The following is a 25,467-nucleotide window of genomic DNA, read 5'->3' on the forward strand; positions in this document are numbered from 1 at the left end:
CTGACCAACCCATTAGGCTGCCGGAACAACTTCTGGCCTGGAATATCCAATGCCCCCTGTCTACCGCCTGGCACTGCCAGCATTGTGCCTGTCGCTGATCCTGCCATGCGTTTTTTCCGTCGAGGCGGCCGACCCGGCGCCTGCAGCAGCAGAAAAAACCGCCGAAGAAAAACCACTCGAGCGTCAGCCGTTGCCTGAGCGTAGTAAGGAAGAAGCGACTGCACTTGAGCGAAAAATCCCGGCTCAGGAACAGCAACAACTGCAAGTGGGCGCCGACACGTTTCTGGCATTGTGGAAACCTGCCAATACCGCCGACCCCAAAGGTGCGGTGATTATCATCCCCGGCACCGGCGAAACCGTTGACTGGCCGCAAGCGGTTGGCCCTTTACGGCGCAAACTGCCGGACGCCGAGTGGAGCAGCCTGAGTATCACCTTGCCGGACCTGCAAAGCGATGCCATTGCGCCACGAGTCGTGGAAGCAGCGCCGGCTCCCAAGGCCCCCGAAACCGGCAGCAAAGACTCGACCACCGCGGCCCCCATCGAACAAGTGGCCGGTGGCGAGGCCGACGTGGCCGACAAGGCCATTGCCGAGACCACTGAGGAACAGTCCAAGGCAGATGCCGAGCGCATCTTCGCCCGGATCGACGCCGCGATCGCCTTCGCCGAACAGCAAAGCGCCCGCAGTATCGTGGTGTTGGGACATGGTTCCGGCGCCTATTGGGCCACGCGTTACCTGAGCGAGAAGCAGCCGTCGCAAGTCGAAAAACTGGTAATGGTTGCCGCCCGGACACCTGTGGCAGCCACGCCCGGGCTGGCAGAGCTGACCCCGCCCCTGAAACTGCCGACCGCGGATATTTTCTACAAGGACAAAGCGCTGGATCGCGACGCAGCACTGGAGCGCCTGCAGGCCAGCAAACGCCTGAAGTCATCGGCATTCAACCAGGTCGCACTCAAGGCGTTACCGGATACCAAGGCTGAACAGGAGCAATTGTTCCGTCGGGTGCGGGGTTGGTTGAATCCGCAGCCTGCGACAGACTGAAAGACTGTGTCGCCCTCATCGCGAGCAAGCTCGCTCCCACAGGATTAACGTCGTACACAATTTTTGTTATCGACATAAAACCTGTGGGAGCGAGCTTGCTCCGGGCGGCGTTCCGACGATAGGGTCATTACAGACGACACAAGCCTTTCCTGTTAGCGAAAATCCCGCCGCTCCCGAATCAGCGTGTAGGCGTTATGCAGCTCACGCGTTCGCTCGGTAGCCTCACGCACCTGCAACGCCGTCGCGCCACTGCCGGCAATCTTGTCCGGATGATGGCGACTGAGCAGACGCCGATAGGCACGCTTGATCTGCGCCGGTTCAGTGGTGGCCGACACCCCCAAAAGCCTTAACGCTTCCTGATAACTTGGCACGCTGCTGCCCAATGGCCGCTTCTGCGGCTCATAGTCATGGGCCAACGCCTGTACCTGGCGCGGCGTCCAGCCCAGCCACTGGCCCCATTGGCCGATCAACTCACGCTCACTGCTGCCGGCACGACCATCGGCCCAGACCATTCGCCAGCAGGCGCGCAACACGCCTTCCGCCGCATGGGGCTGGGCACTCAGGCGACGCAGATAACCACGTAGCCGGTCGCGGCCCGACTTGCCGCGATTGAACGCGGCTATCGCACGACGCCGGGCCGGCTCGGACATGTCCAGCGCACGCATTTCCGCTCGGGCCTGATCGATGTGCCCGGCCATCACCTGGCCGTCGCACTTGGCCAGGCGCCCCAACAGGACAAATAGCAATTCATCGTTACGCAACACCGGGCGACCGCCCAGCTTTTCCCACAAATGCCCCCAGCTCTGCAGGTGCAAGCGCCGGTCCAGCGCCTGCCCCAACAACGCGCCAAGCAAGGCCCCCGGAATACTGGCTATGGCAAAGCCTGCTCCGGCTCCAATCAGAGTCCCTGGCCACAACATGTCAGCGGCTCGCTTCGATTAATGTTTCAACTTCGGCCAGACGCTCGTGAGTGCCGACATCGACCCAGTGCCCATTCAGCTGTTCGCCAGTCACTTGACCGTCAGCCATGGCCTTGCGCAACAGCGGCGCGAGCTTGAAGGCCCCCGCGGTGCAACCGTCGAACAACTGCGGATGCAACACGGCGATGCCGCTGTAAGTCAGGGTGGCTGATTCCGGCTGACGGTCGTGCACCAGAGTTTCGACCAGGCAGAAGTCCCCGGCCGGATGATGGGGCGGGTTGCTGACCAGCACCAGGTGCGCCAGGCCGTTGATGGGTTGATGCAGCACGCTGAAGTCGTAATCGGTCCAGATGTCACCATTGACCACCACAAACGCTTCATCCCCCAGCAACGGCAATGCGCGGAAAATCCCGCCGCCGGTTTCCAGGGGCTCACCTTCCGCCGAGTACTGGATGCTCACGCCATAATTCGAACCATCGCCCAGATAGTCTTCGATCTGCTGACCGAGCCAGGCGTGATTGATCACGATGTCGGTGAACCCGGCCGCGGCCAGTGCTCGCAGGTGATATTCGATCAGCGGCACGCCGCCTGCACGAACCAGAGGTTTTGGCGTGGTCAGGGTCAGCGGGCGCATGCGCTCGCCTTTGCCCGCTGCCAGAATCATTGCCTTCATGCTTTCACTCCGGCGCGCAGACTGGCCAGCAACACATCCAGCTCGGCCAGTTCAGGACGGCGAGCGATCACCGCTTCTATGTACGCAAAGAAACGTGGCACATCGCCCAGATAACGCGGTTTGCCGTCGCGATGGCAGATGCGCGCAAAAATGCCGATGACTTTCAGATGGCGTTGCACACCCATCAAATCGCTGGCCCGCAGGAAGTCCTCGAACTCGGGTTGCACCGCAATGCCGAGGGCGCTTGCTTGCTGCCAGTAGTTTTCGAGCCAGCCATTCACGCGCGCCTCGGGCCAGCTGAGAAACGCATCCTTGAACAGGCAGGTCACATCGTAGGTCACCGGGCCGTACACCGCATCCTGGAAATCCAGCACACCGGGATTGGGCTCGCTGAGCATCAGGTTGCGCGGCATGTAGTCACGATGCACCAGGACTTTTGGCTGTGCCAGGGCACTGTCGATCAACAGTTCGCTGACCTGCTGCCAGAGCACTTGCTGCGCCGCGTCGAATTCGATGCCCAATTCGCGCTTCACGTACCACTCAGGGAACAGTTCCAGCTCACGACGCAGCAAGGCCACGTCATAGCTCGGCAATGGCGCAACCATCGGCAACTGCTGGAAAGCCAGCAACGCCTGCAGGGCATCCTTGAACAAATCGTCGGCGTTTTCGTTGTCGATGACGTCCAGATAGGTCTTGTTGCCCAGGTCATTGAGCAAAAGAAAACCGCGCTCGAGGTCTTCGGCATAAATTTTCGGCACATTTATTCCGGATTTGGCCAGCAAAAAGGCGATATCCACGAAGGGTTTGCAGTTTTCCTGGGGCGGCGGCGCGTCCATCACAATGAAACTTTTGCCACCGCCTTCCCAGCGAAAATACCGCCGAAAGCTCGCGTCGCTGCTGGCCGCAGTCAACGTGGCCGGGGGGACGGCGCCCCAGCCCTGCTCGGCAAAAAGGGTCGCCAATTGTTCATCGAGCCAAACATTCAGGTGTTGCAAGCGTACATCTTGATCAGGCATTGCAAGGGTCTCCGACGGCGCTAGCCGTCAAGCGGGTCATGCTTTATTATCCAGCATCTTTTTCAGACCATCGAGAGGCGTGCGGCCCACACCGCGGGCAGATGGCACGCAGGAAGCCCGGACTAATAAGATGGCATTGAAATCCCCCGCGTTTCGTAAAAAATTTCCGTTGTTGGTTACCGGCAGTTTGCTGGCGCTGCAACCCCTTGCCACTTCCTACGTGGTCGCCGCGGAACAGTTTGACTGCTCAGTCTCTGCTTCGGGTTCCTGGGACTGTGCACCAAAGTCGCCGGCGGCTGCATTGCCACCGCGTCCCGTTCATGATGGCAGCGCAACTTCCGCCACCGGCGAAGCCCCGGCCGAGAACGGTTCCAGCCAAGACACTGGCGCCAAGCCGGTGCTGGTCACCGAGTCCAAAGGCCGTGGCCTGAAGTCGCGTAGCGCAGACTACAGTCACCTCGACTGGGTTCCCCGCGAGCAGCTCACCGCCGCACAATTGGCCGAAACCGGTCCTTATTGCTCTGGTTCCTATATCGAACCGATTCGTCCTGGCATGGATGACAAGACGGATAAAAGTGACGCTCCAACCTTTATCGGCGCAAAAGCCTCCCGCTATAAGCAGGATGAGCAGGTCGCGACCCTGGCCGGCGACGTTGTCATGCGCCAGGGCAGCATGCAGGTCGAAGCCGACGAAGCCAACCTGTACCAGGCCGAGAGCCGTGGCGACCTGAACGGCAACGTGCGCATTCGCGACAACGGCGCACTGATCGTCGGCGACCACGCCGACGTGCAGCTCGACACCGGTGAAGCCAAGGTCGACAACGCCGAATACGTGATGCACAAATCCCGTATCCGCGGTAATGCGCTGTACGCCAAACGTGCCGAGAACGCGATCATCCGCCTCAAGGATGGTACGTACACCACGTGCGAACCGAACAGCAACGCCTGGCAGCTCAAGGGCAACAACATCACCCTGAACCCGGCCACCGGTTTCGGTACGGCGACCAACGTGACGCTGCGGGTCAAGGACATTCCGGTCCTGTACACGCCGTACATCTATTTCCCGATCGACGACCGTCGCCAGTCCGGCTTCCTGCCGCCGACCATTGGCACCGGCAGCGATACCGGCTTCATGCTGGTCACCCCGTACTACTTCAACCTGGCGCCGAACTACGATGCCACGTTGTACCCGCGCTACATGGAAAAGCACGGCTTGTTGATGGAAGGCGAATTCCGCTACCTGACCAAGTCCAGCGAAGGCCAGTTCGGCGCGGCGTACCTCAACGACGAAAGCGACGAGCGCGACAAACAGTCAGACGCCGAAAAAACCCGCTACATGTACAACTGGCAGCACAAGGGTGGTCTCGACTCGCGAGTGCTCACGCAAGTCGACTACACCAAGATCAGCGATCCGTATTACTTCCAGGATCTGCAGACCGACCAGATTGGCGTGAAAAGCCAGGACTACGTGAACCAGCAGGGCTCTGTCACCTATCGCGGCGACAGCTATACCGCTCGCGTAAATGCCCAGGCCTTTCAGCTGGCGACCGTTTCGAACATTACGCCGTACGACCGCCTGCCGCAGATAACCCTCGACGGTATGCTGCCTTATCATCCGGAAGGCCTGGATTTCACGTACAACACCGAAGTCGTACGGTTTGACCGGGATCTGCAGAACGGGGAATACTTTGACGAAGACGGCGTCGGCTCTCCCCGTCTTGATAACAACATTCAAGGTCTGGCTCGCGCCAATGGCGACCGACTCAACCTGGCTCCGGCTGTCAGCCTGCCATTGAACTGGACCTACGGCTTCCTGAAACCGACGCTCAAGTACCAGTACACCCAGTACCAACTGGATCTGGACAACACCGGTAAGGCGCAGATCGCCGCGCAAAGCGCAGAGCAGGACAAGCTCAGCGGGACCTTCGACAGCAACCAGAACCGCGGCGTGCCGATCGCCAGCATCGACAGCGGCCTATACTTCGATCGCAATACCCAGTATTTCGGCAAGAACTACCGCCAGACCCTCGAGCCGCGCCTGTTCTACCTGTACGTGCCTGAAGTCGACCAGGAAGACATCCCGGTATTCGACACCAGCGAAAACACCTTCAACTTTGCATCGCTGTTCCGTGACAACCGCTTCTCCGGTTCCGACCGTGTCGGCGACGAGAACAAATTGTCCCTGGGTGTGACCAGCCGCTGGATCGAAGACAACGGTTTCGAGCGTCAACGCATCAGTGTCGGCCAGGCCTTGTACTTCAAGGACCGTGAAGTCCAGTTGCCAGGCGTGAACTTCAACGACCGTGACGACGCCAAAGCCAGCGTTTCCCCATATGCACTGGAATACGAGTATCGCTGGAACCGCGACTGGCGTACCACGGCCGACTACAACTGGGACCCGGACAGCCGCAGCCCTCGTTCGGGCAGCGCGATGTTCCACTACCAGCCTGAAGACAACCCGAACAAGGTCGTCAACGTTGGCTATCGCTATCGTAACGACCAGGTGATCTACAACCAGAACACCGGTAAATGGCAGTTCGGCGGTGACTACGGCACCCCTGGCCAGCCTGGCTTCGTGAAGGATTACTACAAGATCCAGCAACACGACTTCTCGGTGATCTGGCCGATCGTGCCGCAATGGAGCGCTATCAGCCGTTGGCAGTATGACTACAACCGCAACCGTACCCTGGAAGCCTTCGGTGGTTTCGAGTACGACAGTTGCTGCTGGAAACTGCGCCTGATCAACCGCTACTTCGTTGATTATGACGAGTTCAGCCAGCAAGCACCGCAAAACGAAAAAGGCGACCATGGCGTCTTCCTCCAAATTGTTCTGAAGGGACTCGGCGGCCTCACCGGCGCCAAGGCAGAGAGCTTCCTCGACAAAGGCATTCAAGGTTATCGTGAACGTGAAGACCAAGCTTTCTGATTGTCTGCGCCCGCTGATGCTGGGCGCGCTGTTCCTGAGCACGGCGGCCAGTGCCGCCGTACAGTCCATCGATAAGGTGGTGGCCATCGTCGACAACGACGTGGTCATGCAGAGCCAACTGGACCAGCGCGTTCATGACGTTCAGCAAACCATTGCCAAGCGTGGCTCTGCCGTGCCGCCGGCCAGTGTGCTGGAGCAGCAGGTACTTGAGCGCCTGATCGTCGAAAACCTGCAATTGCAGATCGGCGATCGCTCCGGCATCCGCATTACCGATGAAGAGTTGAACCAGGCTGTCGGCACCATTGCCCAGCGCAACAACATGTCAGTCGAGCAGTTCCGCGCCGCCCTGACTCGCGACGGCCTGTCCTACGACGACGCGCGTGAGCAGATTCGCCGCGAAATGGTCATTAGCCGTGTGCGCCAGCGTCGGGTTGCCGAACGCATTCAGGTCTCCGAGCAGGAAGTGAAGAACTTCCTGGCGTCCGACTTGGGCAAAATGCAGCTGTCCGAAGAGTTCCACCTGGCCAACATCCTGATTCCTACGCCGGAAAGCGCCAACTCCGACGCGATTCAGAATGCAGCCAAACAGGCCAATGCGATTTACCAGCAACTCAAGCAAGGCGCTGACTTCGGTCAGTTGGCCATCGCCAAGTCCGCCAGCGAAACCGCACTGGAAGGTGGCGACATGGGCTGGCGTAAGGCCGCTCAACTGCCTCCGCCGTTCGATCGTCTGCTGAGCACCATGCCGGTGGGTGATGTCACCCAGCCAATGCGCACCCCGGGCGGTTTCATCATCCTGAAGATTCTCGACAAGCGTGGCGGCGAGACCCAGATGCGCGATGAAGTGCATGTTCGCCACATCCTGGTCAAACCGAGCCCGATCCGCGACGAAGCGAAAACCAAGGCCCTGGCCGAGTCGCTCTACAGCCGTATCGCAGCTGGTGAAGACTTCGGTGAGCTGGCGAAAAGCTACTCGGAAGACCCGGGTTCCGCCCTCAACGGCGGCGACCTGAACTGGATCGACCCGAACGCGCTGGTGCCCGAGTTCCGCGCAGTGATGGCCAAGACCCCGCAAGGTCAGCTGTCCAGGCCGTTCCAGACTCAATACGGCTGGCACGTCCTGGAAGTCCTTGGCCGTCGCGCCACCGACAGCACCTCACAGGCCCGCGAGCAACAGGCAATGACCGTTTTGCGTAACCGCAAATACGACGAAGAGCTGCAAACCTGGCTGCGTCAGATCCGTGATGAAGCGTACGTGGAAATCAAACTCCCTGGCGCCGACCAGGCAGCGCAGTGAAAACCCAACGTTTCGCGCTGACACCCGGTGAACCAGCCGGCATAGGTCCTGACCTGTGCCTGCTGCTCGCCTCCCAAGCCCAGCCCCACCCCCTGATTGCCATTACCAGCCGCGACCTGCTCACTGAGCGGGCCGCGCAACTGGGCGTGGCTGTCGACTTGCTGCCGGTAAAACCGGACAACTGGCCGGATGTACCCGCGCCGGCCAACAGCCTGTATGTCTGGGACACGCCGCTCAATGCCAAGGTCGTCGCCGGGCAACTGGACAAGGCCAACGCTGCCTTCGTTCTGGAAACCCTGACCCGCGCCGGCCAGGGCTGCCTGAGCGGGGATTTTGCCGGCATGATTACCGCGCCGGTGCACAAAGGTGTGATCAACGAATCCGGCATCGCCTTTTCCGGGCACACGGAATTTCTCGCCGACCTGACCCACACCGCGCAAGTGGTGATGATGCTGGCCACACGTGGCTTGCGCGTGGCCCTGGTGACCACTCACCTGCCCCTTCGCGAGATTGCCGATGCAATCACGCCGGAGCGCCTGGAACGCGTCACGCGAATCCTGCACGCCGACCTGCAAAACAAATTCGGCATCGCCCAGCCACGTATCCTGGTCTGCGGGCTCAACCCCCATGCTGGCGAAGGCGGACACCTGGGCCATGAAGAAATCGATATCATCGAACCCACATTAGAGCGCTTGCGCGGCGAGGGCATGGACCTTCGCGGCCCCCTGCCCGCCGACACTCTGTTTACCCCCAAATATCTGGAGCACTGCGATGCGGTGCTGGCGATGTACCACGACCAGGGCCTGCCGGTGCTGAAGTACAAAGGCTTTGGCGCAGCAGTCAACGTGACCCTCGGCTTGCCGATCATCCGCACCTCGGTCGACCACGGCACTGCCCTGGACCTGGCCGGCAGTGGAAAGATCGACACCGGCAGCCTGCAAGTCGCCCTGGAAACCGCCTACCAGATGGCCGAGACCCGTTTATGACCGAGCAATACCAACACAAGGCGCGCAAACGCTTTGGCCAGAACTTCCTGCACGATGCCGGCGTTATCGACCGTATCCTGCGTTCCATTCATGCCAAGGCAGAAGACCGCCTGCTGGAAATCGGCCCGGGCCAGGGCGCACTGACGCAAGGCCTGCTCAGCAGCGGCGCGCAACTCGACGTGGTGGAACTGGACAAGGACCTGATCCCGATCCTCAACCAGCAGTTTGCCGGCAGGAGCAACTTCAATCTGCATCAGGGCGATGCACTGAAGTTCGACTTCAACAGCCTGAATGCCGCGCCAGGTAGCCTGCGCGTGGTCGGCAACCTGCCGTACAACATCTCCACGCCACTGATTTTTCACCTGTTGCACAACTCGCACCTGATCCGCGACATGCACTTCATGCTGCAAAAGGAAGTGGTCGAGCGCCTGGCTGCCGGTCCTGGTGGAGGTGACTGGGGCCGCCTGTCGATCATGGTTCAGTACCACTGTCGGGTCGAGCACCTGTTCAACGTTGGCCCAGGCGCGTTCAACCCGCCACCGAAAGTCGACTCGGCCATCGTGCGCCTGGTGCCCCACGCGGTATTGCCGCACCCGGCCAAGGATCACCGCTTGCTGGAGCGCGTCGTGCGCGAAGCGTTCAACCAGCGCCGCAAAACCCTGCGCAACACCCTCAAGCTGCTGCTGAGCAATGCCGAAATCGAAGCCGCCGGCGTCGATGGCAGCCTGCGTCCCGAGCAACTCGACCTGGCCGCCTTCGTGCGTCTGGCCGACAAGCTCAGCGAGCAAGCGCCACAAACGCCAGTTGCAGTCTGACAGGCGATAAGCGCTATCGGGTAGGACACCACTCTGGTCTACTACCCGATACTTGGCCTAGACTGAACCCATCAGCTACGCCCCGCGTCCCGCTTCGTTTTTAAGGCCCCTTGCATGTCCGATCCTCGTTATCAGGTCGACGTCAGCGTCGTCACCCGCTATCTGGCAGAACAATCGCAACCCGAGCACGACCGCTTTGCCTTCGCCTACACCATCACCGTGCAAAACAACGGCGAAATGCCCGCCAAACTGCTTTCACGGCACTGGGTCATCACCGATGGTGACGGGCATGTCGAAGAAGTGCGCGGCGCAGGCGTGGTAGGTCAGCAGCCGTTGATCGACCCCGGCAAGAGCCACACCTACAGCAGCGGCACGGTCATGACCACCAAGGTCGGCACCATGCAAGGCACCTATCAGATGCTTTCCGACGACGGCAGACATTTCGATGCCATCATCGCGCCCTTCCGCCTGGCGGTGCCCGGAGCCCTGCACTGATGGCGACGTACGCGGTTGGTGACCTGCAAGGCTGCCTTCAAGCCCTGCAATGCCTGCTCAAACAAGTGGCGTTCGACCCACAACGGGATCGTCTGTGGCTGGTGGGCGACCTGGTCAACCGCGGCCCGCAGTCTCTGGAAACCTTGCGCTTCCTCTACGGCATTCGCGAATCGCTGGTGTGCGTGCTCGGCAACCACGACCTGCACCTGCTGGCGGCCGGACGCAACATCGAGCGCCTGAAGAAGGCCGATACCCTGCGCGAGATCGTTGAAGCGCCGGATTGCGCCGAACTGCTCGAATGGCTGCGCCAGCAAAAGCTCATGCACTACGACGAACAGCGCAACATTGCACTGGTCCATGCCGGCATTCCACCCCAGTGGTCGCTGCGCAAAGCCTTGAAGTGTGCTGCCGAAGTCGAGACTGCCTTGCGTGACGACAACCTGTTGCCGCCTTACCTCGATGGCATGTACGGCAACGATCCGGCGAAATGGGACAACGACCTCAAAGGCGTAACGCGCCTGCGGGCGATCACCAACTATTTCACGCGCATGCGTTTTTGCACCGCCGAAGGCAAACTCGACCTCAAGAGCAAGGAAGGCCTCGATACCGCGCCCGCCGGCTACAAGCCCTGGTTCCAGCACAAGGAGCGCAAGACCAGGGATGTGAAAATCATCTTCGGTCACTGGGCAGCACTGGAAGGCAAGTGCGACGAGCCGGGCATCTCGGCCCTCGACACCGGTTGCGTCTGGGGCGGCGCCCTGACCCTGATGAACGTCGACAGCGGTGAGCGCCTTTCCTGCAAATGCGACGAACACGGTCATGTCGTGCCGCCAGTCGCCTTATCCATTCCCCAAACATCGTCAGCCGGCGCCCCGCGCTAGACTGCCCATTCAGCCGAGCCACAGGAGCCCGCCATGAGCGAATTCAAACGTATCCCCCCGGAACAGGCCCAGGCCCTGCGCGAACAAGGCGCGGTGGTGGTCGACGTCCGCGACCCGGCCACTTTTGCCGCCCTGCACATCGCAGGCTCCAAGCATCTGGACAATCATTCCCTGCACGCTTTCATCCAGGGTGCCGACCTCGACGCACCGACCGTGGTGGTCTGCTATCACGGCAATTCCAGCCAGGGCGCGGCCGCCTACCTGATCAGCCAGGGCTTCTCCGACGTCTACAGCATGGATGGCGGATTTGAGTTGTGGCGTACGACGTATCCAGCAGAAACCGCACAAGGCACCTCCGAATAATTTTTTTGTAACGTTGCAGGCCCCGGCTCCCGCGGGCTGGCGCGGTGGCAGACGAACGGTCTGCCACAAACAATTTCGTATCTCGCCTTTACCTGCCGAATTCCCAACTATCCTTAAGCGCAGGCCATCCAAAACAGGGGAGAGCCGGTACACCGGCGCACGGGTCATCGGGAGTAGCTTTCGGGGCGGTAAGCCTTGAGGGAGTTCTGGGGGGTAAACAGCAACCGCCTGTTCGGTTGCTGCCAGCATCGACTGAGTGATCCGGCGTCGGCTCCACGTATCGAGCGAGGTGACGTCATGAGTATCTTTAGCCACTTCCAACAACGCTTCGAGTCCACACGCCAGGAAGAACTCTCTCTGCAAGAGTACCTGGAGCTGTGCAAAAAGGACCGCAGCGCCTACGTTTCCGCCGCCGAGCGTCTGCTGCTGGCCATCGGAGAACCGGAGCTGCTCGACACCTCGACCAACTCGAGACTGTCGCGAATCTTTTCCAACAAGGTGATCCGCCGCTATCCGGCCTTTGAAGACTTCCACGGGATGGAAGAATGCATCGACCAGATCGTATCGTATTTCCGCCACGCCGCTCAGGGCCTGGAAGAGAAGAAACAGATCCTCTACCTGCTTGGCCCCGTCGGTGGCGGTAAATCGTCCCTGGCCGAGAAGCTCAAGCAACTGATGGAAAAAATACCCTTCTATGCGATCAAGGGCTCGCCGGTTTTCGAATCACCCCTGGGTCTGTTCAACGCCACCGAAGATGGCGCGATCCTCGAGGAAGACTTCGGCATTCCACGGCGCTACCTCAACACCATCATGTCGCCATGGGCCACCAAACGCCTGGCCGAATTCGGTGGCGACATCAGCCAGTTCCGCGTGGTCAAACTCTATCCGTCGATCCTCAACCAGATCGCCGTGGCCAAGACCGAACCGGGCGATGAAAACAACCAGGACATCTCGGCACTGGTGGGTAAGGTCGATATCCGCAAACTGGAGGAATTCCCACAGAACGACGCCGATGCCTACAGCTACTCGGGCGCACTGTGCCGGTCCAACCAGGGTCTGATGGAATTCGTCGAAATGTTCAAGGCACCGATCAAGGTGCTGCACCCATTGCTGACGGCTACCCAGGAAGGCAACTACAACAGCACCGAAGGTCTTGGTGCGATTCCGTTCACCGGGATCCTGCTGGCCCACTCCAACGAATCGGAATGGCATACCTTCCGCAACAACAAGAACAACGAAGCCTTCATCGACCGGATCTACATCGTCAAAGTGCCGTACTGCCTGCGGGTCAGTGACGAAGTGAAGATCTACGACAAGCTGCTGTTCAACAGCTCGCTGGCCAAGGCTCATTGCGCGCCGGATACCCTGAAGATGCTGGCCCAGTTCACCGTGCTCTCGCGCCTCAAGGAGCCGGAAAACTCCAACATCTACTCGAAGATGCGCGTGTACGACGGCGAGAACCTCAAGGACACCGATCCGAAAGCCAAGTCGATCCAGGAATACCGCGACAACGCCGGTGTCGACGAAGGCATGAACGGTCTCTCCACCCGGTTCGCGTTCAAGATCCTGTCGAAGGTGTTCAACTTCGATCCGCACGAAATCGCCGCCAACCCGGTGCACTTGCTCTACGTGCTGGAACAACAGATCGAACAGGAACAGTTCCAGGCGGAGACCCGCGAACGCTATCTGCGTTTCCTCAAGGAGTACCTGGCACCGCGCTATATCGAATTCATCGGCAAGGAGATCCAGACCGCCTACCTCGAGTCCTACAGCGAGTACGGCCAGAACATCTTCGATCGCTATGTGCTGTACGCCGACTTCTGGATCCAGGACCAGGAATACCGCGACCCGGAAACCGGCGAGATCCTCAACCGCGTAGCGTTGAACGAAGAACTGGAGAAAATCGAGAAACCGGCCGGCATCAGCAATCCGAAGGATTTCCGCAACGAAATCGTCAACTTCGTCCTGCGTGCCCGGGCCAACAACAACGGCAAGAACCCGACCTGGCTCAGCTACGAAAAACTGCGGGTGGTCATCGAGAAGAAAATGTTCTCCAACACCGAGGACTTGCTGCCAGTCATCAGCTTCAATGCCAAGGCCAGCAAAGAGGACCAGCAAAAACACAACGACTTCGTCACACGGATGGTCGAGCGCGGTTACACCGACAAACAGGTACGACTGCTGTCCGAGTGGTACCTGCGAGTCAGAAAATCACAATAACCCGCTGCCGGTCAGACCGGTTGTCGTCAGCCAGAGACCTGTGTGGGCTTTTCTGTTACACAGGCCTCTGGGAGGTGTTCGAAAGTCGGTAGCGAGTTCAGGCAGCATCCAAAGCGCTTGGGGGAGCGTTCAATATCCCTCGGCTCTCGGTTCGATGCTGTATCACCGCTCGCCCCTTTCAGGACAGCTTCTAAGGAGCAGTCATGAGCTATGTGATCGACCGACGTCTCAATGGCAAGAACAAGAGCACGGTGAACCGTCAGCGGTTTCTGCGGCGTTACCGTGACCACATCAAAAAGGCTGTCGAAGAGGCGGTCAGCCGGCGCTCCATTACCGATATGGAACACGGCGAACAAATCAGCATTCCCGGCCGCGACATCGACGAGCCGGTGCTCCACCACGGTCGCGGCGGCAAGCAAACGGTCGTGCACCCGGGCAACAAGGAATTCACCAGCGGCGAACATATCGCCCGCCCACCGGGAGGCGGTGGCGGTAGAGGCCCCGGCAAGGCCGGTAATTCCGGCGAAGGGATGGACGAATTCGTCTTCCAGATCACCCAGGAAGAATTCCTCGAATTCATGTTCGAGGATCTCGAACTGCCCAACCTGGTCAAGCGCAACCTGACCGGCACCGATACCTTCAAGACCGTGCGGGCCGGGATCAGCAACGAGGGCAACCCGTCGCGGATCAACATCATCCGCACCCTGCGTTCAGCCCACGCCCGGCGAATCGCCCTGTCCGGCAGCAGCCGGGCAAAACTGCGCGAAGCCAAGGAAGAACTTCTGCGACTCAAGCAGGAAGAACCAGACAACTTCGGCGATATTCAGGAAATAGAAGCTGAAATCGAAAAACTCAGCGCGCGCATCCACCGCATACCGTTTCTCGACACATTCGACCTCAAGTACAACCTGCTCATCAAGCAACCCAACCCCAGTTCCAAGGCCGTGATGTTCTGCCTGATGGACGTGTCCGGCTCGATGACCCAGGCGACCAAGGACATCGCCAAGCGCTTCTTTATCCTGCTGTACCTGTTTCTCAAGCGGAACTACGAAAAGATCGACGTCGTGTTCATCCGCCATCACACCAGCGCCCGCGAAGTGGATGAGGAGGAATTTTTCTACTCCCGGGAAACCGGCGGCACCATCGTCTCCAGCGCCCTGAAACTGATGCAGGAGATCATGGCCGAGCGTTATCCGAGCAACGAGTGGAACATCTACGCCGCCCAGGCTTCCGACGGTGATAACTGGAACGACGACTCTCCGATCTGCCGCGACATCCTGATCAACCAGATCATGCCGTTCGTGCAGTACTACACTTACGTTGAGATCACCCCGCGCGAACACCAGGCCCTGTGGTTCGAGTACGAGCGCATCGCCGAAGCCTTTTCCGACACTTTTGCCCAGCAACAACTGGTCTCGGCCGGGGATATCTATCCGGTCTTCCGTGAACTCTTCCAGCGCAGGTTAGTGACATGACCGCCAAAGAGCAGAAACGCCAACCCATTTCCACCGGCTCCGAATGGACGTTCGAGCTGATCCAGGCCTACGACCGCGAAATCAGYCGTATTGCGGCTGGCTATGCACTCGATACGTACCCCAACCAGATCGAAGTGATCACCGCCGAGCAAATGATGGACGCCTACGCCTCGGTCGGTATGCCGCTGGGTTATCACCACTGGTCCTACGGCAAGCACTTCCTCAGCACCGAAAAGTCCTACACACGCGGCCAGATGGGCCTGGCGTACGAGATCGTGATCAACTCCGACCCGTGCATCGCCTACCTGATGGAAGAAAACACCATCTGCATGCAGGCGCTGGTGGTGGCCCATGCCTGCTACGGGCACAACAGCTTTTTCAAAGGCAATTACCTGTTCCGCACCTGGACCGACGCCAGTTCGATCATCGATTACCTGGTGTTTGCCAAGCAGTACATCATGCAATGCGAAGAGCGCCACGGTATCGACGCGGTCGAGGACCTGCTCGACTCCTGCCATGCACTGATGAACTATGGTGTCGACCGCTACAAACGCCCCTATCCGATCTCCGCGGAAGAAGAACGTCGCCGGCAAAAGGACCGGGAAGAACATCTACAGAAACAGATCAACGATCTGTGGCGCACCATTCCCAAGGGCGCGGACAAGTACAGCGACAAGGACAACGCACGCTTTCCCGCCGAACCTCAGGAAAACATCCTGTACTTCATCGAAAAACACGCGCCGCTGCTGGAGCCATGGCAGCGGGAAATCGTACGCATCGTGCGCAAGATCGCCCAGTATTTTTATCCACAGCGTCAGACCCAGGTGATGAATGAAGGTTGGGCCACGTTCTGGCACTACACCCTGATGAACGACCTGTACGACGAGGGCCTGGTCACCGACGGCTTCATGATGGAGTTCCTGACATCCCACACCAGCGTGGTCTTTCAGCCGGGCTTCGACAGCCCTTACTACAGCGGAATCAACCCCTACACTCTCGGGTTTGCCATGTACCGGGACATCCGGCGCATGTGCGAAGAACCCACCGAGGAAGATCGCCACTGGTTCCCGGAAATTGCTGGCACAGATTGGCTGGCAGCCATCAAGTTCGCCATGAGCAGCTTCAAGGATGAGAGCTTCATCCTGCAGTACCTGTCGCCCAAGGTGATCCGCGACCTGAAGCTGTTCAGCATTCTCGATGACGACCAGAAGGACGACCTGCTGGTGCCCGCCATTCACGACGAAGGAGGCTACCGCATCATCCGTGAAACTCTCGCGGCACAGTACAACCTGGGCAATCGCGAGCCCAACGTGCAGATCTATAGCATCGACCGGCGTGGTGACCGTTCTCTGACCCTGCGCCACCAACAGCACGACCGCAAACCGCTGGGAGAGTCCACCGAGGAAGTGCTCAAGCACTTGCACCGCCTCTGGGGTTTCGACATTCACCTGGAAACCCTGCAGGGCGATCAGGTCATGAAAACCCATCATGTGCCGCCCAGAAGCGAGCACAGCGAAGGCGATTACGGCCGCCTGGACCTGGCCGTCATCCATCTTTGATCCGGTTTGTGCCTCCGAAAGCTCGATGCAACGGTTATCCTGTCGAGCTAACGGAGGTTTTTTATGCGGATTTATAAAGTCGGTGGTGCGGTACGCGATCGCCTGCTGGGCAAACCGGTTACCGATATCGACTGGGTCGTGGTCGGCGCGACGACCGAAGAGATGCTCGCCAAGGGCTTTCGCCCGGTGGGCGCGGATTTCCCGGTGTTCCTTCATCCCAAAAGCGGTGAGGAATACGCCCTCGCCCGCACCGAGCGCAAAAGCGGGCGCGGATACGGCGGGTTCACTTTTCACGCCAGCCCTGAAGTCACCCTCGAAGAAGACCTGATCCGTCGCGACCTGACCATCAATGCCATGGCTGAAGACGATCAGCAGAACCTGACCGACCCGTACCACGGCCAGCGCGATCTCGAAGCACGCCTGCTTCGCCACGTTTCCCCGGCATTTGCCGAAGATCCGCTCCGGGTCCTGCGTGTTGCCCGCTTCGCGGCGCGCTACGCGACGCTGGGTTTTACCGTCGCCCCGGAAACCCTGGCGCTGATGCGCCAACTCAGCGAATCAGGCGAGCTTGAGGCGCTGACCCCGGAGCGCAGCTGGAAGGAAATTTCCCGCGCCCTGATGGAAGATCAGCCACAAGTGTTTGTTGAGGTTTTGCGCGCATGCGGCGCACTCAAGGTACTGATGCCCGAGGTCGACGCGCTGTTCGGCGTACCACAACCCCCGGCCCATCACCCGGAAATCGATACAGGCGCGCATACCCTGAGCGTGTTGCAGCAAGCGGCGTTGTACAAACAGCCGCTGACCGTGCGCTGGGCCTCCCTGCTGCATGACCTGGGCAAAGGCCTGACGCCAGAGAAAGAATGGCCGCGACACATTGCCCACGAGTGCAAAGGCCTGAAGCTGATCAAAGCGATCAACGAACGCTTCAAGGTGCCGAGAGACTGCCAGGAACTGGCGCTGCTGGTGGGCGAGTATCACACCCACGGGCATCGCGCCCTTGAGCTGAAGCCATCGACATTGCTGGAATTGCTGCAAAGCTTCGACATTTACCGTCGGCCACAGCGGTTCGAGGAGTTCATCGCGGCATGCGAGATGGATGCGCGGGGGCGCAAAGGGCTGGAAGAAAGAAGTTATCCACAGGCGGATTATTTGCGCGGCGCGGCAACCGCTGCTCGCAGCGTGGCGGTTCAGCCATTGCTGGAGCAAGGCTTCAAGGGACCAGAGCTGGGGGAGGCGATCAAGCGCGAGCGGCTAAAGGCACTGAAGGCTTACAAAGAAAAAACCTGACCAGGATAAAAGATCGCAGCCTTCGGCAGCTCCTACAGGACGCATCAATCCATGTAGGAGCTGCCGAAGGCTGCGATCTTTTTGCTTTGTAGGAGCTGCCGAAGGCTGCGATCTTTTTGCTTTACAGTAAATCAGAGGGTGTCAGCTGCTCACCACGCCATTCGAAAGCCACTGGCGCCAACACCTGATCAATCTGCGCTTCAGCCCACAAGGTCGCAAAGCTCTTGCCTGCGCCCGGGTGCACGCGATCCGGCGCTATCAACGACAACGGCCACAGAACGAACGCATTTTTCAGAATTTCTGCCCGCGGCAAGATCAGTCCATCGAAGTTGCCCACCAGATCACCGAACAACAACACGTCGATATCCAGCGGCAAACCTCGGCGATCCGGTGCGTAACGACCGTTATCCGCCTCGATGAACTTCAGTCGACGATCAAGCTCCATCAGCGGCAGATCGGTATACGCCGACACCACGAAATTGAAGAACGGCCCGCTCTTGATGCCCACCGGCTGGCTTTCGAACACCGCCGAACAGCGGATATCGACAAGGAATGTCGCCAATGCATCGAGCCCCGCCCGCAAATGGGCTTCACGCTCGATATTGCTACCGAGCCCGAGGTACACCTGAGTCAGCGACATCCGCGCTCGATCTCCACGCCCACGCCGCCGGTGGCGGCAGGAATCGCACCTGGCTTGGTCAGCTTGATGCGCATCCAGGTGATCTTGAATTCGCTCATCAGCACTTCAACCAGGCGCTCGGCAAAGGTTTCCACCAGCTGGAATTGCGCCTGCTCGGCAAACGCCTGGATGCGCGAAGAAACACTGGCGTAGTCGAGCGCCAGGGTCAGGTCATCACCGGCTGCGGCCGGGCGATTATCCCAGGCGAAGCTCAGGTCAAGACGCAAGCACTGTCGGATGCCTCGTTCCCAATCGTAGGCACCAATCACCGTGTCGACTTCCAGGCCCTCGATAAACACTCTGTCCAAGCACTTCTCTCCGCTACACGACAAGGGCGCAATGCGCCGTTAGAATCAGGGCTTCCTCGCCCGGAATAGTTAGCATGTTTTGGTTATTGGCGATCCTCGCCTACCTGCTCGGCTCTCTGTCCTTTGCCATTTTGCTCAGCCGCCTGACCGGCAACCCCGATCCGCGAATGAGTGGCTCGGGCAATGCCGGTGCCACCAACATGTTGCGCCTGGCCGGCAAGAAACTCGCCATCCTGACCCTGCTCGGCGACCTTTGCAAAGGCCTGCTGCCGGTACTGATTGCGCGCCTTGCGGGCCTTTCGCAGCAGGAACAAGCCTGGATCGGCGTCTATGCCGTCATCGGCCATCTGTTTCCGTTGTACTTCCGCTTTCGCGGCGGCAAGGGTGTCGCCACCGCTGCGGGCATGTTGCTGGGATTGTACCCGCCCGCTGCCCTTCTGGCGGTCTGCGCCTGGCTCTTGACGTTCTACCTGACCCGCACCAGCTCCCTGGCCGCCCTCATCGCCACACCGCTGAGCCTGCCGTTGCTGGCCTGGCAAGAACCGGCCGCCCTGCTGCCCATGAGCGCGCTCACCGGGCTGATCGTCTGGCGTCATCGCGGCAATCTACGCGACCTGTTTGCCGGGCGCGAACGGCATTTCTAGCAGCCGGACATGAGCGCCGCTCATCACAATGCGGACAACTGCTCCATCGGCCAGCGTGCCTGCACGCTGATCGCCAGGCTTTCCTGCTGACCGGCCTGCAAGCGCTGGCAGCCAGCAAAGGCGATCATCGCGCCGTTATCGGTGCAAAACTGCGGACGGGCATAAAACACATCACCCTTCATGTCGCCGAGCATTTTCTCCAGGGAAGTGCGCAACGCCTTGTTGGCACTGACGCCCCCTGCAATCACCAGGCGCTTCATGCCGGCGGCCTTCAGGGCACGCTTGCACTTGATGGTCAAAGTCTCCACCACGGCCTGCTGGAATGCCAGCGCGATGTCGCAACGGGTTTGTTCGCTGTCGTCCCCGGCGCTGACGCACTGTTGCCAGGTATTCAGTGCGAAGGTTTTCAAGCCACTGAAGCTGAAATCCAGGCCCGGGCGGTCGCACATTGGACGCGGGAAGACGAAACGTCCTGCAACACCCAGTTCTGCAAGGCGAGCGATCTCCGGTCCGCCGGGATAATTGAGGCCCATCATCTTGGCCGTCTTGTCGAAGGCCTCGCCAGCGGCGTCATCCAGGGTCTCGCCCAAGAGCGTGTACTGACCAATTCCGTCGACCTGAACCAGTTGCGTATGACCACCCGACACCAACAAAGCGACGAACGGAAACTCCGGAGGTTGCGGCTCCAGCATCGGCGCCAGCAAATGGCCTTCCATGTGATGCACGCCAAGAGCCGGAATGCCCCAGGCAAAGGCCAGCGCCTGAGCGCAAGAAGCCCCTACCAACAAGGCACCGACCAGGCCAGGACCCGCGGTGTAGGCGATCGCATCGATCTCGGTCGGCACGCAGTCGGCCTCAGCCAGCACCTGACGAATCAAGGGCAGCATGCGTTTGACGTGATCGCGCGAAGCCAGCTCCGGCACCACGCCACCATAGGCGCGGTGCAGGTCGATCTGACTGAACAATGCGTCGGCCAGCAGGCCGCGCTCACTGTCATATAATGCGACACCGGTTTCGTCGCAGGAGGTTTCTAATCCCAGTACTAGCATGGGTTTGCGCCTTGTTTAGGCTGAATTCGAAGGCGCGCATAATAGTCGTCGCGTGATGCCCCGACCAGCGGTTTTCGATCAGAGGCTTTGCATTCCGAGCGTTGAGGGGTTAACATCCGCAACCCTTAAAAACCGACGTCTTCAAGTGCTCTTTTGCCGCGAGGATGTTGACCCCGGTAATGAATGAAGGTAGCTCTGGATGCCAGCCGTCAAAGTAAAAGAGAACGAACCCTTCGACGTAGCTCTGCGTCGTTTCAAGCGCTCCTGCGAAAAAGCCGGTGTACTGGCTGAAGTTCGTAGCCGCGAATTTTACGAGAAGCCAACTTCTGAGCGTAAGCGCAAAGCAGCAGCCGCTGTTAAGCGTCACGCCAAGAAAGTTCAGCGCGAACAGCGCCGCGCCGTTCGTCTGTACTAATACACAGACGATCGTAGCAAGCTTCTGCCAAGCCCGGCCCTCAGCCGGGCTTATGGCATTTGCGTAAAACGCTTGATGCTTCACTGTCAAAGCCGCAGACGCGACCGAGACAAATCTGCTTCACCGCGTCAGACCTGGCTCTTTTGCCAGCGGTGCACGTCTTTTCTGACGAGCCTTTCAAGGCTACTGACGAGCACACCCACTGATTCCTCTCACGACGATCAGCCCAAGGCACCTGCTTGCGTGCCAGATGATGAGCTATCCGGGGCCTATGATTGGCCACAGCGGATTCAGCGCAACACATTCAAACAGTCGAATACTGATTAGCATTAACGTCAGTGGATTTTCGGCAGATACACTTCCCGACAGCGATTACGCAGACGACACTGGTCGAGCCGCACACTTTGCGCGCCTCAAACAATGACCGCGTTCGATCGCCGCACGTTTCGGGTTCCTTTCAGCGCAGATGACGAGAACGCCATGGCCGGGTTAATTCCCCAGAGCTTCATTGACGACCTTCTGAACCGCACCGACATCGTCGATGTGGTCAGCTCGCGCCTGCAATTGAAAAAGGCCGGCAAGAACCACACCGCCTGCTGCCCGTTCCACAAGGAAAAGACTCCATCGTTCAGCGTCAGCCCCGACAAGCAGTTCTATTACTGCTTCGGTTGCGGCGCTGGCGGCAACGCCCTCGGCTTCATCATGGACCACGACAACCTGGATTTCGTCCAGGCCGTCGAAGAGCTGGCCAAAGCCGCCGGCATGGAAATCCCCCGCGAAGAAAGCGGCCGCCCGCACAAACCGCGACAGCCGACCGATTCGCCGCTGTATCCACTACTCAGCGCCGCTGCCGACTTTTATCGCCAGGCCCTGAAAAGTCATCCATCGCGCAAGGCCGCCGTGGATTACCTGAAAGGTCGCGGGCTGACCGGCGAAATCGCCCGGGACTTCGGCCTCGGCTTTGCTCCACCCGGCTGGGACAACCTGTTCAAGCACTTGAGCAGCGATACCCTGCAACAAAAAGCCATGATCGATGCCGGCCTGCTGATCGAAAACGCCGAAAGCGGTAAACGTTACGACCGCTTCCGCGACCGCGTGATGTTTCCGATCCGCGACAGTCGCGGGCGCGTCATCGCCTTCGGCGGCCGGGTATTGGGCGACGACAAGCCGAAGTACCTGAACTCCCCGGAAACCCCTGTTTTCCATAAAGGCCAGGAACTCTACGGCCTGTACGAAGCGCGCAAGACCAACCGCAACCTCGACGAGATCATCGTCGTCGAGGGCTACATGGACGTCATAGCCCTGGCCCAGCAAGGCCTGCGCAATGCCGTTGCGACCCTGGGCACCGCTACTAGCGAGGAACACCTCAAGCGGCTGTTTCGCGTCGTGCCCAGCGTGCTGTTCTGCTTCGACGGCGATCAGGCCGGCCGCAATGCGGCATGGCGGGCGCTGGAGGCGACACTTTCGAGCCTGCAGGACGGTCGTCGCGCACGCTTTCTGTTCCTGCCCGAAGGCGAAGACCCGGACACCCTGGTCCGCTCCGAAGGCACCGATGCCTTCCGCGCACGGATCAACCAGCACGCGCAGCCTCTGGCCGATTATTTCTTCCAGCAGCTGACGGAAGAAGCCGACCCGCGCTCGCTCGAGGGCAAGGCCCACATGGCCACCCTCGCCGCGCCACTGATCGACAAAGTCCCCGGTGCCAACCTGCGCACCTTGATGCGTCAGCGCCTGAGCGAAATCACCGGCCTTAGCGGCGAAGCGGTGAGCCAGCTGGCACAAAGCGCCCCGCAAGAAGCACCGCCGGCCTACGACCCGGGCATCGATTACGACGCAATGCCCGATTACAGCGACTATCATCAGCCGCAGGCACAGGAAATGTATGTGCCGCAGCAAGAATGGACGCCGAAGAAGCCCGGTGCAGGAGGCAAGAAATGGGACAAGAAACCATGGGACAAGAATGGCAAGCGAGGCGGTGATCGCGATCAACCCCGCGCGCCACGGGTGCCCGCCGCCGTAGAACCGCCAACCCTCGCCGCCTTGCGCACGTTGCTGCATCACCCGCAACTGGCGGAAAAAGTCGAGGATGCCGGGCACTTCGCCGCCGAAGATCACACCAACACACAATTGCTGGTGGCGCTGCTCGAAGCCGTGCAGAAGAATCCCAAGCTAAACTCAATTCAACTGATTGCGCGTTGGCACGGCACAGAACAAGGCCGTTTGCTCAGGGCGCTGGCCGAAAAGGAATGGCTGATTGACGGAGATAACCTTGAACAACAGTTTTTCGACACCATTACTAGCTTGTCAGCCCGCCAACGCGAGCGAAACCTGGAACAACTTCTGCGAAAAGCGCGTCAAAGCGAATTGACCAGCGAAGAGAAAAATCAACTGCGCGATCTCTTGAGTCGCAATGTTTCCGCAACAAACCCGACCTCAACTGGCGCGTGAGGTCATAGCTCAGGTATAATCCTCGGCTTGTTTTTTGCCCGCCAAGACCTTCAGTGGATAGGGTGTTATGTCCGGAAAAGCGCAACAGCAGTCTCGTATCAAAGAGTTGATCACACTTGGTCGTGAGCAGGGCTACCTGACTTACGCGGAGGTCAACGACCACCTGCCGGAGGATATTTCAGATCCGGAACAGGTGGAAGACATCATCCGCATGATCAACGACATGGGGATCAACGTGTTCGAGGTTGCGCCAGATAAGGATTCCCTTATGCTGGCCGACGCCGATACCGACGAAGCCGCAGCCGAAGAGGCCGCTGCAGCGTTGGCTGCGGTCGAGACCGACATTGGTCGCACTACCGACCCGGTGCGCATGTACATGCGCGAAATGGGTACGGTGGAGCTCCTCACACGTGAAGGCGAAATCGAAATCGCCAAGCGTATTGAAGAGGGCATCCGTGAGGTGATGAGCGCAATCGCGCACTTCCCTGGCACGGTTGATCATATTCTCTCCGAGTACACCCGCGTCACCACCGAAGGTGGCCGCCTGTCCGACGTCCTGAGCGGTTATATCGACCCGGACGACGGCATCGCGCCGCCTGCAGCAGAAGTGCCGCCGCCAATTGACGCGAAAGCTGTCAAGGCGGATGACGATTCCGACGACGAAGACGGTGAAGCCTCGGATGACGAGGAAGAAGCCGAAAGCGGTCCGGATCCGGTCATCGCTGCACAGCGCTTTGGCGCTGTTGCCGATCAGATGGAAATCACCCGCAAGGCGCTGAAAAAGCACGGTCGCAACAACAAGGCAGCAATTGCCGAGCTGTTGGCCCTGGCCGAGCTGTTCATGCCGATCAAATTGGTGCCGAAGCAATTCGAAGGCCTGGTCGAGCGTGTTCGCAGTGCCCTGGATCGCCTGCGTCAGCAAGAGCGCGCAATCATGCAGCTCTGCGTTCGTGATGCACGCATGCCGCGTGCCGACTTCCTGCGCCAGTTCCCGGGCAACGAAGTCGACGAAAGCTGGAGTGACGCCCTGGCCAAAGGCAAAGGCAAATACGCTGAAGCCATTGGTCGTCTGCAGCCGGATATCATCCGTTGCCAGCAGAAGCTGACCGCGCTGGAAACCGAAACCGGTTTGACCATCGCCGAGATCAAGGACATCAACCGTCGCATGTCGATCGGTGAGGCCAAGGCCCGCCGCGCGAAGAAAGAGATGGTTGAAGCCAACTTGCGTCTGGTGATCTCCATCGCCAAGAAGTACACCAACCGCGGCCTGCAATTCCTCGATCTGATCCAGGAAGGCAACATCGGCTTGATGAAAGCAGTAGACAAGTTCGAATACCGTCGCGGCTACAAGTTCTCGACTTATGCCACCTGGTGGATCCGTCAGGCGATCACTCGCTCGATCGCCGACCAGGCCCGCACCATCCGTATTCCGGTGCACATGATCGAGACGATCAACAAGCTCAACCGTATTTCCCGGCAGATGCTGCAGGAAATGGGTCGCGAACCGACCCCGGAAGAGCTGGGCGAACGCATGGAAATGCCTGAGGACAAGATCCGCAAGGTATTGAAGATCGCTAAAGAGCCGATCTCCATGGAAACCCCGATCGGTGATGACGAAGATTCTCATCTGGGTGACTTCATCGAAGACTCGACCATGCAGTCGCCAATCGATGTCGCCACTGTTGAGAGCCTTAAAGAAGCGACTCGCGAAGTCCTGTCCGGCCTCACTGCCCGTGAAGCCAAGGTTCTGCGCATGCGCTTCGGTATCGACATGAATACCGACCACACCCTCGAGGAGGTTGGTAAGCAGTTCGACGTGACCCGTGAACGGATTCGTCAGATCGAAGCCAAGGCGCTGCGCAAGCTGCGCCACCCGACGAGAAGCGAGCATCTGCGCTCCTTCCTCGACGAGTGATCACAGAACCCCCGGCCCAGGCCGGGGGTTTTGCTTTGTACAGATTAAATCTCCCTG

Annotated in this window: 22 protein-coding genes; 16 read left to right on the forward strand and 6 right to left on the reverse strand. The window is 59.5% G+C overall.

Going from position 1 to position 25,467, the window contains the following annotated elements:
- The first annotated feature begins 49 nt into the window (after window positions 1–49).
- Complete coding sequence (locus tag AC1DXW_RS04080) at window positions 50–1,039, forward strand: alpha/beta hydrolase family protein (protein ID WP_477759782.1); 990 nt, start codon at window positions 50–52, stop codon at window positions 1,037–1,039.
- Between the two features lie 152 nt (window positions 1,040–1,191).
- Here AC1DXW_RS04080 and AC1DXW_RS04085 read toward each other — a convergent pair whose 3' ends face one another.
- Genes AC1DXW_RS04085 through AC1DXW_RS04095 form a run of 3 tightly spaced genes read right to left on the reverse strand, consistent with a single transcriptional unit; the run spans window position 1,192 to window position 3,648 of the window.
- Window positions 1,192–1,959, reverse strand: a complete 768-nt coding sequence (locus AC1DXW_RS04085) for a TerB family tellurite resistance protein (protein ID WP_477756622.1) — start codon at window positions 1,957–1,959, stop codon at window positions 1,192–1,194.
- A 1-nt stretch (window position 1,960) separates the two neighbouring features.
- Window positions 1,961–2,632, reverse strand: coding sequence for an N-acetylmuramate alpha-1-phosphate uridylyltransferase MurU (gene murU, locus AC1DXW_RS04090; RefSeq protein ID WP_477759783.1), 672 nt, complete (start codon window positions 2,630–2,632; stop codon window positions 1,961–1,963).
- Window positions 2,629–3,648, reverse strand: coding sequence for an aminoglycoside phosphotransferase family protein (locus AC1DXW_RS04095; protein WP_477756437.1), 1,020 nt, complete (start codon window positions 3,646–3,648; stop codon window positions 2,629–2,631). The genes murU and AC1DXW_RS04095 overlap by 4 nt, the downstream gene beginning before the upstream one ends.
- 130 nt (window positions 3,649–3,778) lie before the next feature.
- Here AC1DXW_RS04095 and AC1DXW_RS04100 point away from each other — a divergent pair, with 130 nt between their 5' ends.
- From AC1DXW_RS04100 to AC1DXW_RS04150, 11 genes are all read left to right on the forward strand, one after another.
- The gene (locus AC1DXW_RS04100) at window positions 3,779–6,574 is read left to right on the forward strand and encodes an LPS-assembly protein LptD (protein WP_477759784.1); all 2,796 of its coding nucleotides are present in this window, start codon (window positions 3,779–3,781) and stop codon (window positions 6,572–6,574) included.
- On the forward strand, window positions 6,555–7,871 hold the full coding sequence (surA, locus tag AC1DXW_RS04105; protein WP_477755974.1) for a peptidylprolyl isomerase SurA: 1,317 nt from the start codon (window positions 6,555–6,557) through the stop codon (window positions 7,869–7,871). Before AC1DXW_RS04100 ends, surA begins: the two co-directional genes overlap by 20 nt.
- Window positions 7,868–8,857, forward strand: a complete 990-nt coding sequence (pdxA, locus tag AC1DXW_RS04110) for a 4-hydroxythreonine-4-phosphate dehydrogenase PdxA (protein WP_477755973.1) — start codon at window positions 7,868–7,870, stop codon at window positions 8,855–8,857. Before surA ends, pdxA begins: the two co-directional genes overlap by 4 nt.
- Complete coding sequence (rsmA, locus tag AC1DXW_RS04115; protein ID WP_477755972.1) at window positions 8,854–9,672, forward strand: 16S rRNA (adenine(1518)-N(6)/adenine(1519)-N(6))-dimethyltransferase RsmA; 819 nt, start codon at window positions 8,854–8,856, stop codon at window positions 9,670–9,672. Before pdxA ends, rsmA begins: the two co-directional genes overlap by 4 nt.
- A 114-nt stretch (window positions 9,673–9,786) precedes the next feature.
- Window positions 9,787–10,167 (forward strand): Co2+/Mg2+ efflux protein ApaG, encoded by a 381-nt coding sequence (gene apaG / locus AC1DXW_RS04120; protein ID WP_477755971.1) that lies wholly within the window; start codon window positions 9,787–9,789, stop codon window positions 10,165–10,167.
- Window positions 10,167–11,048, forward strand: coding sequence for a symmetrical bis(5'-nucleosyl)-tetraphosphatase (locus AC1DXW_RS04125; RefSeq protein WP_477755970.1), 882 nt, complete (start codon window positions 10,167–10,169; stop codon window positions 11,046–11,048). The genes apaG and AC1DXW_RS04125 overlap by 1 nt, the downstream gene beginning before the upstream one ends.
- Before the next feature lie 33 nt (window positions 11,049–11,081).
- Window positions 11,082–11,411, forward strand: a complete 330-nt coding sequence (gene glpE / locus AC1DXW_RS04130; protein WP_007982657.1) for a thiosulfate sulfurtransferase GlpE — start codon at window positions 11,082–11,084, stop codon at window positions 11,409–11,411.
- Window positions 11,412–11,708: 297 nt separating this feature from the next.
- On the forward strand, window positions 11,709–13,631 hold the full coding sequence (locus tag AC1DXW_RS04135; protein ID WP_108216905.1) for a PrkA family serine protein kinase: 1,923 nt from the start codon (window positions 11,709–11,711) through the stop codon (window positions 13,629–13,631).
- A 203-nt stretch (window positions 13,632–13,834) separates the two neighbouring features.
- Window positions 13,835–15,106, forward strand: a complete 1,272-nt coding sequence (locus tag AC1DXW_RS04140) for a YeaH/YhbH family protein (protein ID WP_007993202.1) — start codon at window positions 13,835–13,837, stop codon at window positions 15,104–15,106.
- Entirely contained in the window at window positions 15,103–16,665 is a 1,563-nt protein-coding gene (locus AC1DXW_RS04145; protein WP_477754890.1) for a SpoVR family protein, read from the forward strand. Before AC1DXW_RS04140 ends, AC1DXW_RS04145 begins: the two co-directional genes overlap by 4 nt.
- A gap of 63 nt (window positions 16,666–16,728) precedes the next feature.
- Window positions 16,729–17,952 carry a multifunctional CCA addition/repair protein gene (locus AC1DXW_RS04150; protein ID WP_477754891.1) on the forward strand — a complete coding sequence of 408 codons (1,224 nt, stop codon included), beginning with the start codon at window positions 16,729–16,731 and terminating at the stop codon, window positions 17,950–17,952.
- Between the two features lie 121 nt (window positions 17,953–18,073).
- Here the strand turns inward: AC1DXW_RS04150 and folK are convergent, their stop codons facing one another.
- Together folK and folB are read right to left on the reverse strand one after the other, a co-directional pair.
- Window positions 18,074–18,592, reverse strand: coding sequence for a 2-amino-4-hydroxy-6-hydroxymethyldihydropteridine diphosphokinase (gene folK, locus AC1DXW_RS04155; RefSeq protein ID WP_477754892.1), 519 nt, complete (start codon window positions 18,590–18,592; stop codon window positions 18,074–18,076).
- On the reverse strand, window positions 18,583–18,939 hold the full coding sequence (folB, locus tag AC1DXW_RS04160; RefSeq protein WP_477754893.1) for a dihydroneopterin aldolase: 357 nt from the start codon (window positions 18,937–18,939) through the stop codon (window positions 18,583–18,585). The genes folK and folB overlap by 10 nt, the downstream gene beginning before the upstream one ends.
- A gap of 74 nt (window positions 18,940–19,013) precedes the next feature.
- On the opposite strand from folB, the gene plsY reads away from it, so the two are divergent.
- Complete coding sequence (gene plsY / locus AC1DXW_RS04165; protein ID WP_477754894.1) at window positions 19,014–19,583, forward strand: glycerol-3-phosphate 1-O-acyltransferase PlsY; 570 nt, start codon at window positions 19,014–19,016, stop codon at window positions 19,581–19,583.
- Window positions 19,584–19,606: 23 nt separating this feature from the next.
- Here the strand turns inward: plsY and tsaD are convergent, their stop codons facing one another.
- Window positions 19,607–20,632 carry a tRNA (adenosine(37)-N6)-threonylcarbamoyltransferase complex transferase subunit TsaD gene (tsaD, locus tag AC1DXW_RS04170; RefSeq protein WP_477754895.1) on the reverse strand — a complete coding sequence of 342 codons (1,026 nt, stop codon included), beginning with the start codon at window positions 20,630–20,632 and terminating at the stop codon, window positions 19,607–19,609.
- A gap of 199 nt (window positions 20,633–20,831) precedes the next feature.
- Between tsaD and rpsU the strand changes: the two genes are divergently transcribed.
- The 3 genes from rpsU (at window position 20,832) to rpoD (ending at window position 25,410) form a co-directional block, all read left to right on the forward strand.
- On the forward strand, window positions 20,832–21,047 hold the full coding sequence (gene rpsU, locus AC1DXW_RS04175) for a 30S ribosomal protein S21 (RefSeq protein ID WP_002551877.1): 216 nt from the start codon (window positions 20,832–20,834) through the stop codon (window positions 21,045–21,047).
- Between the two features lie 480 nt (window positions 21,048–21,527).
- Window positions 21,528–23,495: a DNA primase gene (dnaG, locus tag AC1DXW_RS04180; RefSeq protein ID WP_223460320.1), complete on the forward strand. Its 1,968-nt coding sequence runs from the start codon at window positions 21,528–21,530 to the stop codon at window positions 23,493–23,495.
- A 67-nt stretch (window positions 23,496–23,562) separates the two neighbouring features.
- Entirely contained in the window at window positions 23,563–25,410 is a 1,848-nt protein-coding gene (rpoD, locus tag AC1DXW_RS04185) for an RNA polymerase sigma factor RpoD (RefSeq protein WP_477754896.1), read from the forward strand.
- Window positions 25,411–25,467: the final 57 nt, after the last annotated feature.

This window comes from Pseudomonas sp. P4_C4 (assembly GCF_056402055.1).

What these genes read in the sequence shown, in the direction of transcription:
- rpoD (WP_477754896.1), top strand. Translation starts at nt 23,563, where the DNA reads ATGTCCGGAAAAGCGCAACAGCAGTCTCGTATCAAAGAGTTGATCACA.
- AC1DXW_RS04125 (WP_477755970.1), top strand. Translation starts at nt 10,167, where the DNA reads ATGGCGACGTACGCGGTTGGTGACCTGCAAGGCTGCCTTCAAGCCCTG.
- dnaG (WP_223460320.1), top strand. Translation starts at nt 21,528, where the DNA reads ATGGCCGGGTTAATTCCCCAGAGCTTCATTGACGACCTTCTGAACCGC.
- apaG (WP_477755971.1), top strand. Translation starts at nt 9,787, where the DNA reads ATGTCCGATCCTCGTTATCAGGTCGACGTCAGCGTCGTCACCCGCTAT.
- plsY (WP_477754894.1), top strand. Translation starts at nt 19,014, where the DNA reads ATGTTTTGGTTATTGGCGATCCTCGCCTACCTGCTCGGCTCTCTGTCC.
- murU (WP_477759783.1), bottom strand. Translation starts at nt 2,632, where the DNA reads ATGAAGGCAATGATTCTGGCAGCGGGCAAAGGCGAGCGCATGCGCCCG.
- rpsU (WP_002551877.1), top strand. Translation starts at nt 20,832, where the DNA reads ATGCCAGCCGTCAAAGTAAAAGAGAACGAACCCTTCGACGTAGCTCTG.
- AC1DXW_RS04100 (WP_477759784.1), top strand. Translation starts at nt 3,779, where the DNA reads ATGGCATTGAAATCCCCCGCGTTTCGTAAAAAATTTCCGTTGTTGGTT.
- tsaD (WP_477754895.1), bottom strand. Translation starts at nt 20,632, where the DNA reads ATGCTAGTACTGGGATTAGAAACCTCCTGCGACGAAACCGGTGTCGCA.
- folK (WP_477754892.1), bottom strand. Translation starts at nt 18,592, where the DNA reads ATGTCGCTGACTCAGGTGTACCTCGGGCTCGGTAGCAATATCGAGCGT.
- AC1DXW_RS04085 (WP_477756622.1), bottom strand. Translation starts at nt 1,959, where the DNA reads ATGTTGTGGCCAGGGACTCTGATTGGAGCCGGAGCAGGCTTTGCCATA.
- AC1DXW_RS04080 (WP_477759782.1), top strand. Translation starts at nt 50, where the DNA reads ATGCCCCCTGTCTACCGCCTGGCACTGCCAGCATTGTGCCTGTCGCTG.
- AC1DXW_RS04150 (WP_477754891.1), top strand. Translation starts at nt 16,729, where the DNA reads ATGCGGATTTATAAAGTCGGTGGTGCGGTACGCGATCGCCTGCTGGGC.
- AC1DXW_RS04140 (WP_007993202.1), top strand. Translation starts at nt 13,835, where the DNA reads ATGAGCTATGTGATCGACCGACGTCTCAATGGCAAGAACAAGAGCACG.
- glpE (WP_007982657.1), top strand. Translation starts at nt 11,082, where the DNA reads ATGAGCGAATTCAAACGTATCCCCCCGGAACAGGCCCAGGCCCTGCGC.
- AC1DXW_RS04135 (WP_108216905.1), top strand. Translation starts at nt 11,709, where the DNA reads ATGAGTATCTTTAGCCACTTCCAACAACGCTTCGAGTCCACACGCCAG.
- AC1DXW_RS04095 (WP_477756437.1), bottom strand. Translation starts at nt 3,648, where the DNA reads ATGCCTGATCAAGATGTACGCTTGCAACACCTGAATGTTTGGCTCGAT.
- rsmA (WP_477755972.1), top strand. Translation starts at nt 8,854, where the DNA reads ATGACCGAGCAATACCAACACAAGGCGCGCAAACGCTTTGGCCAGAAC.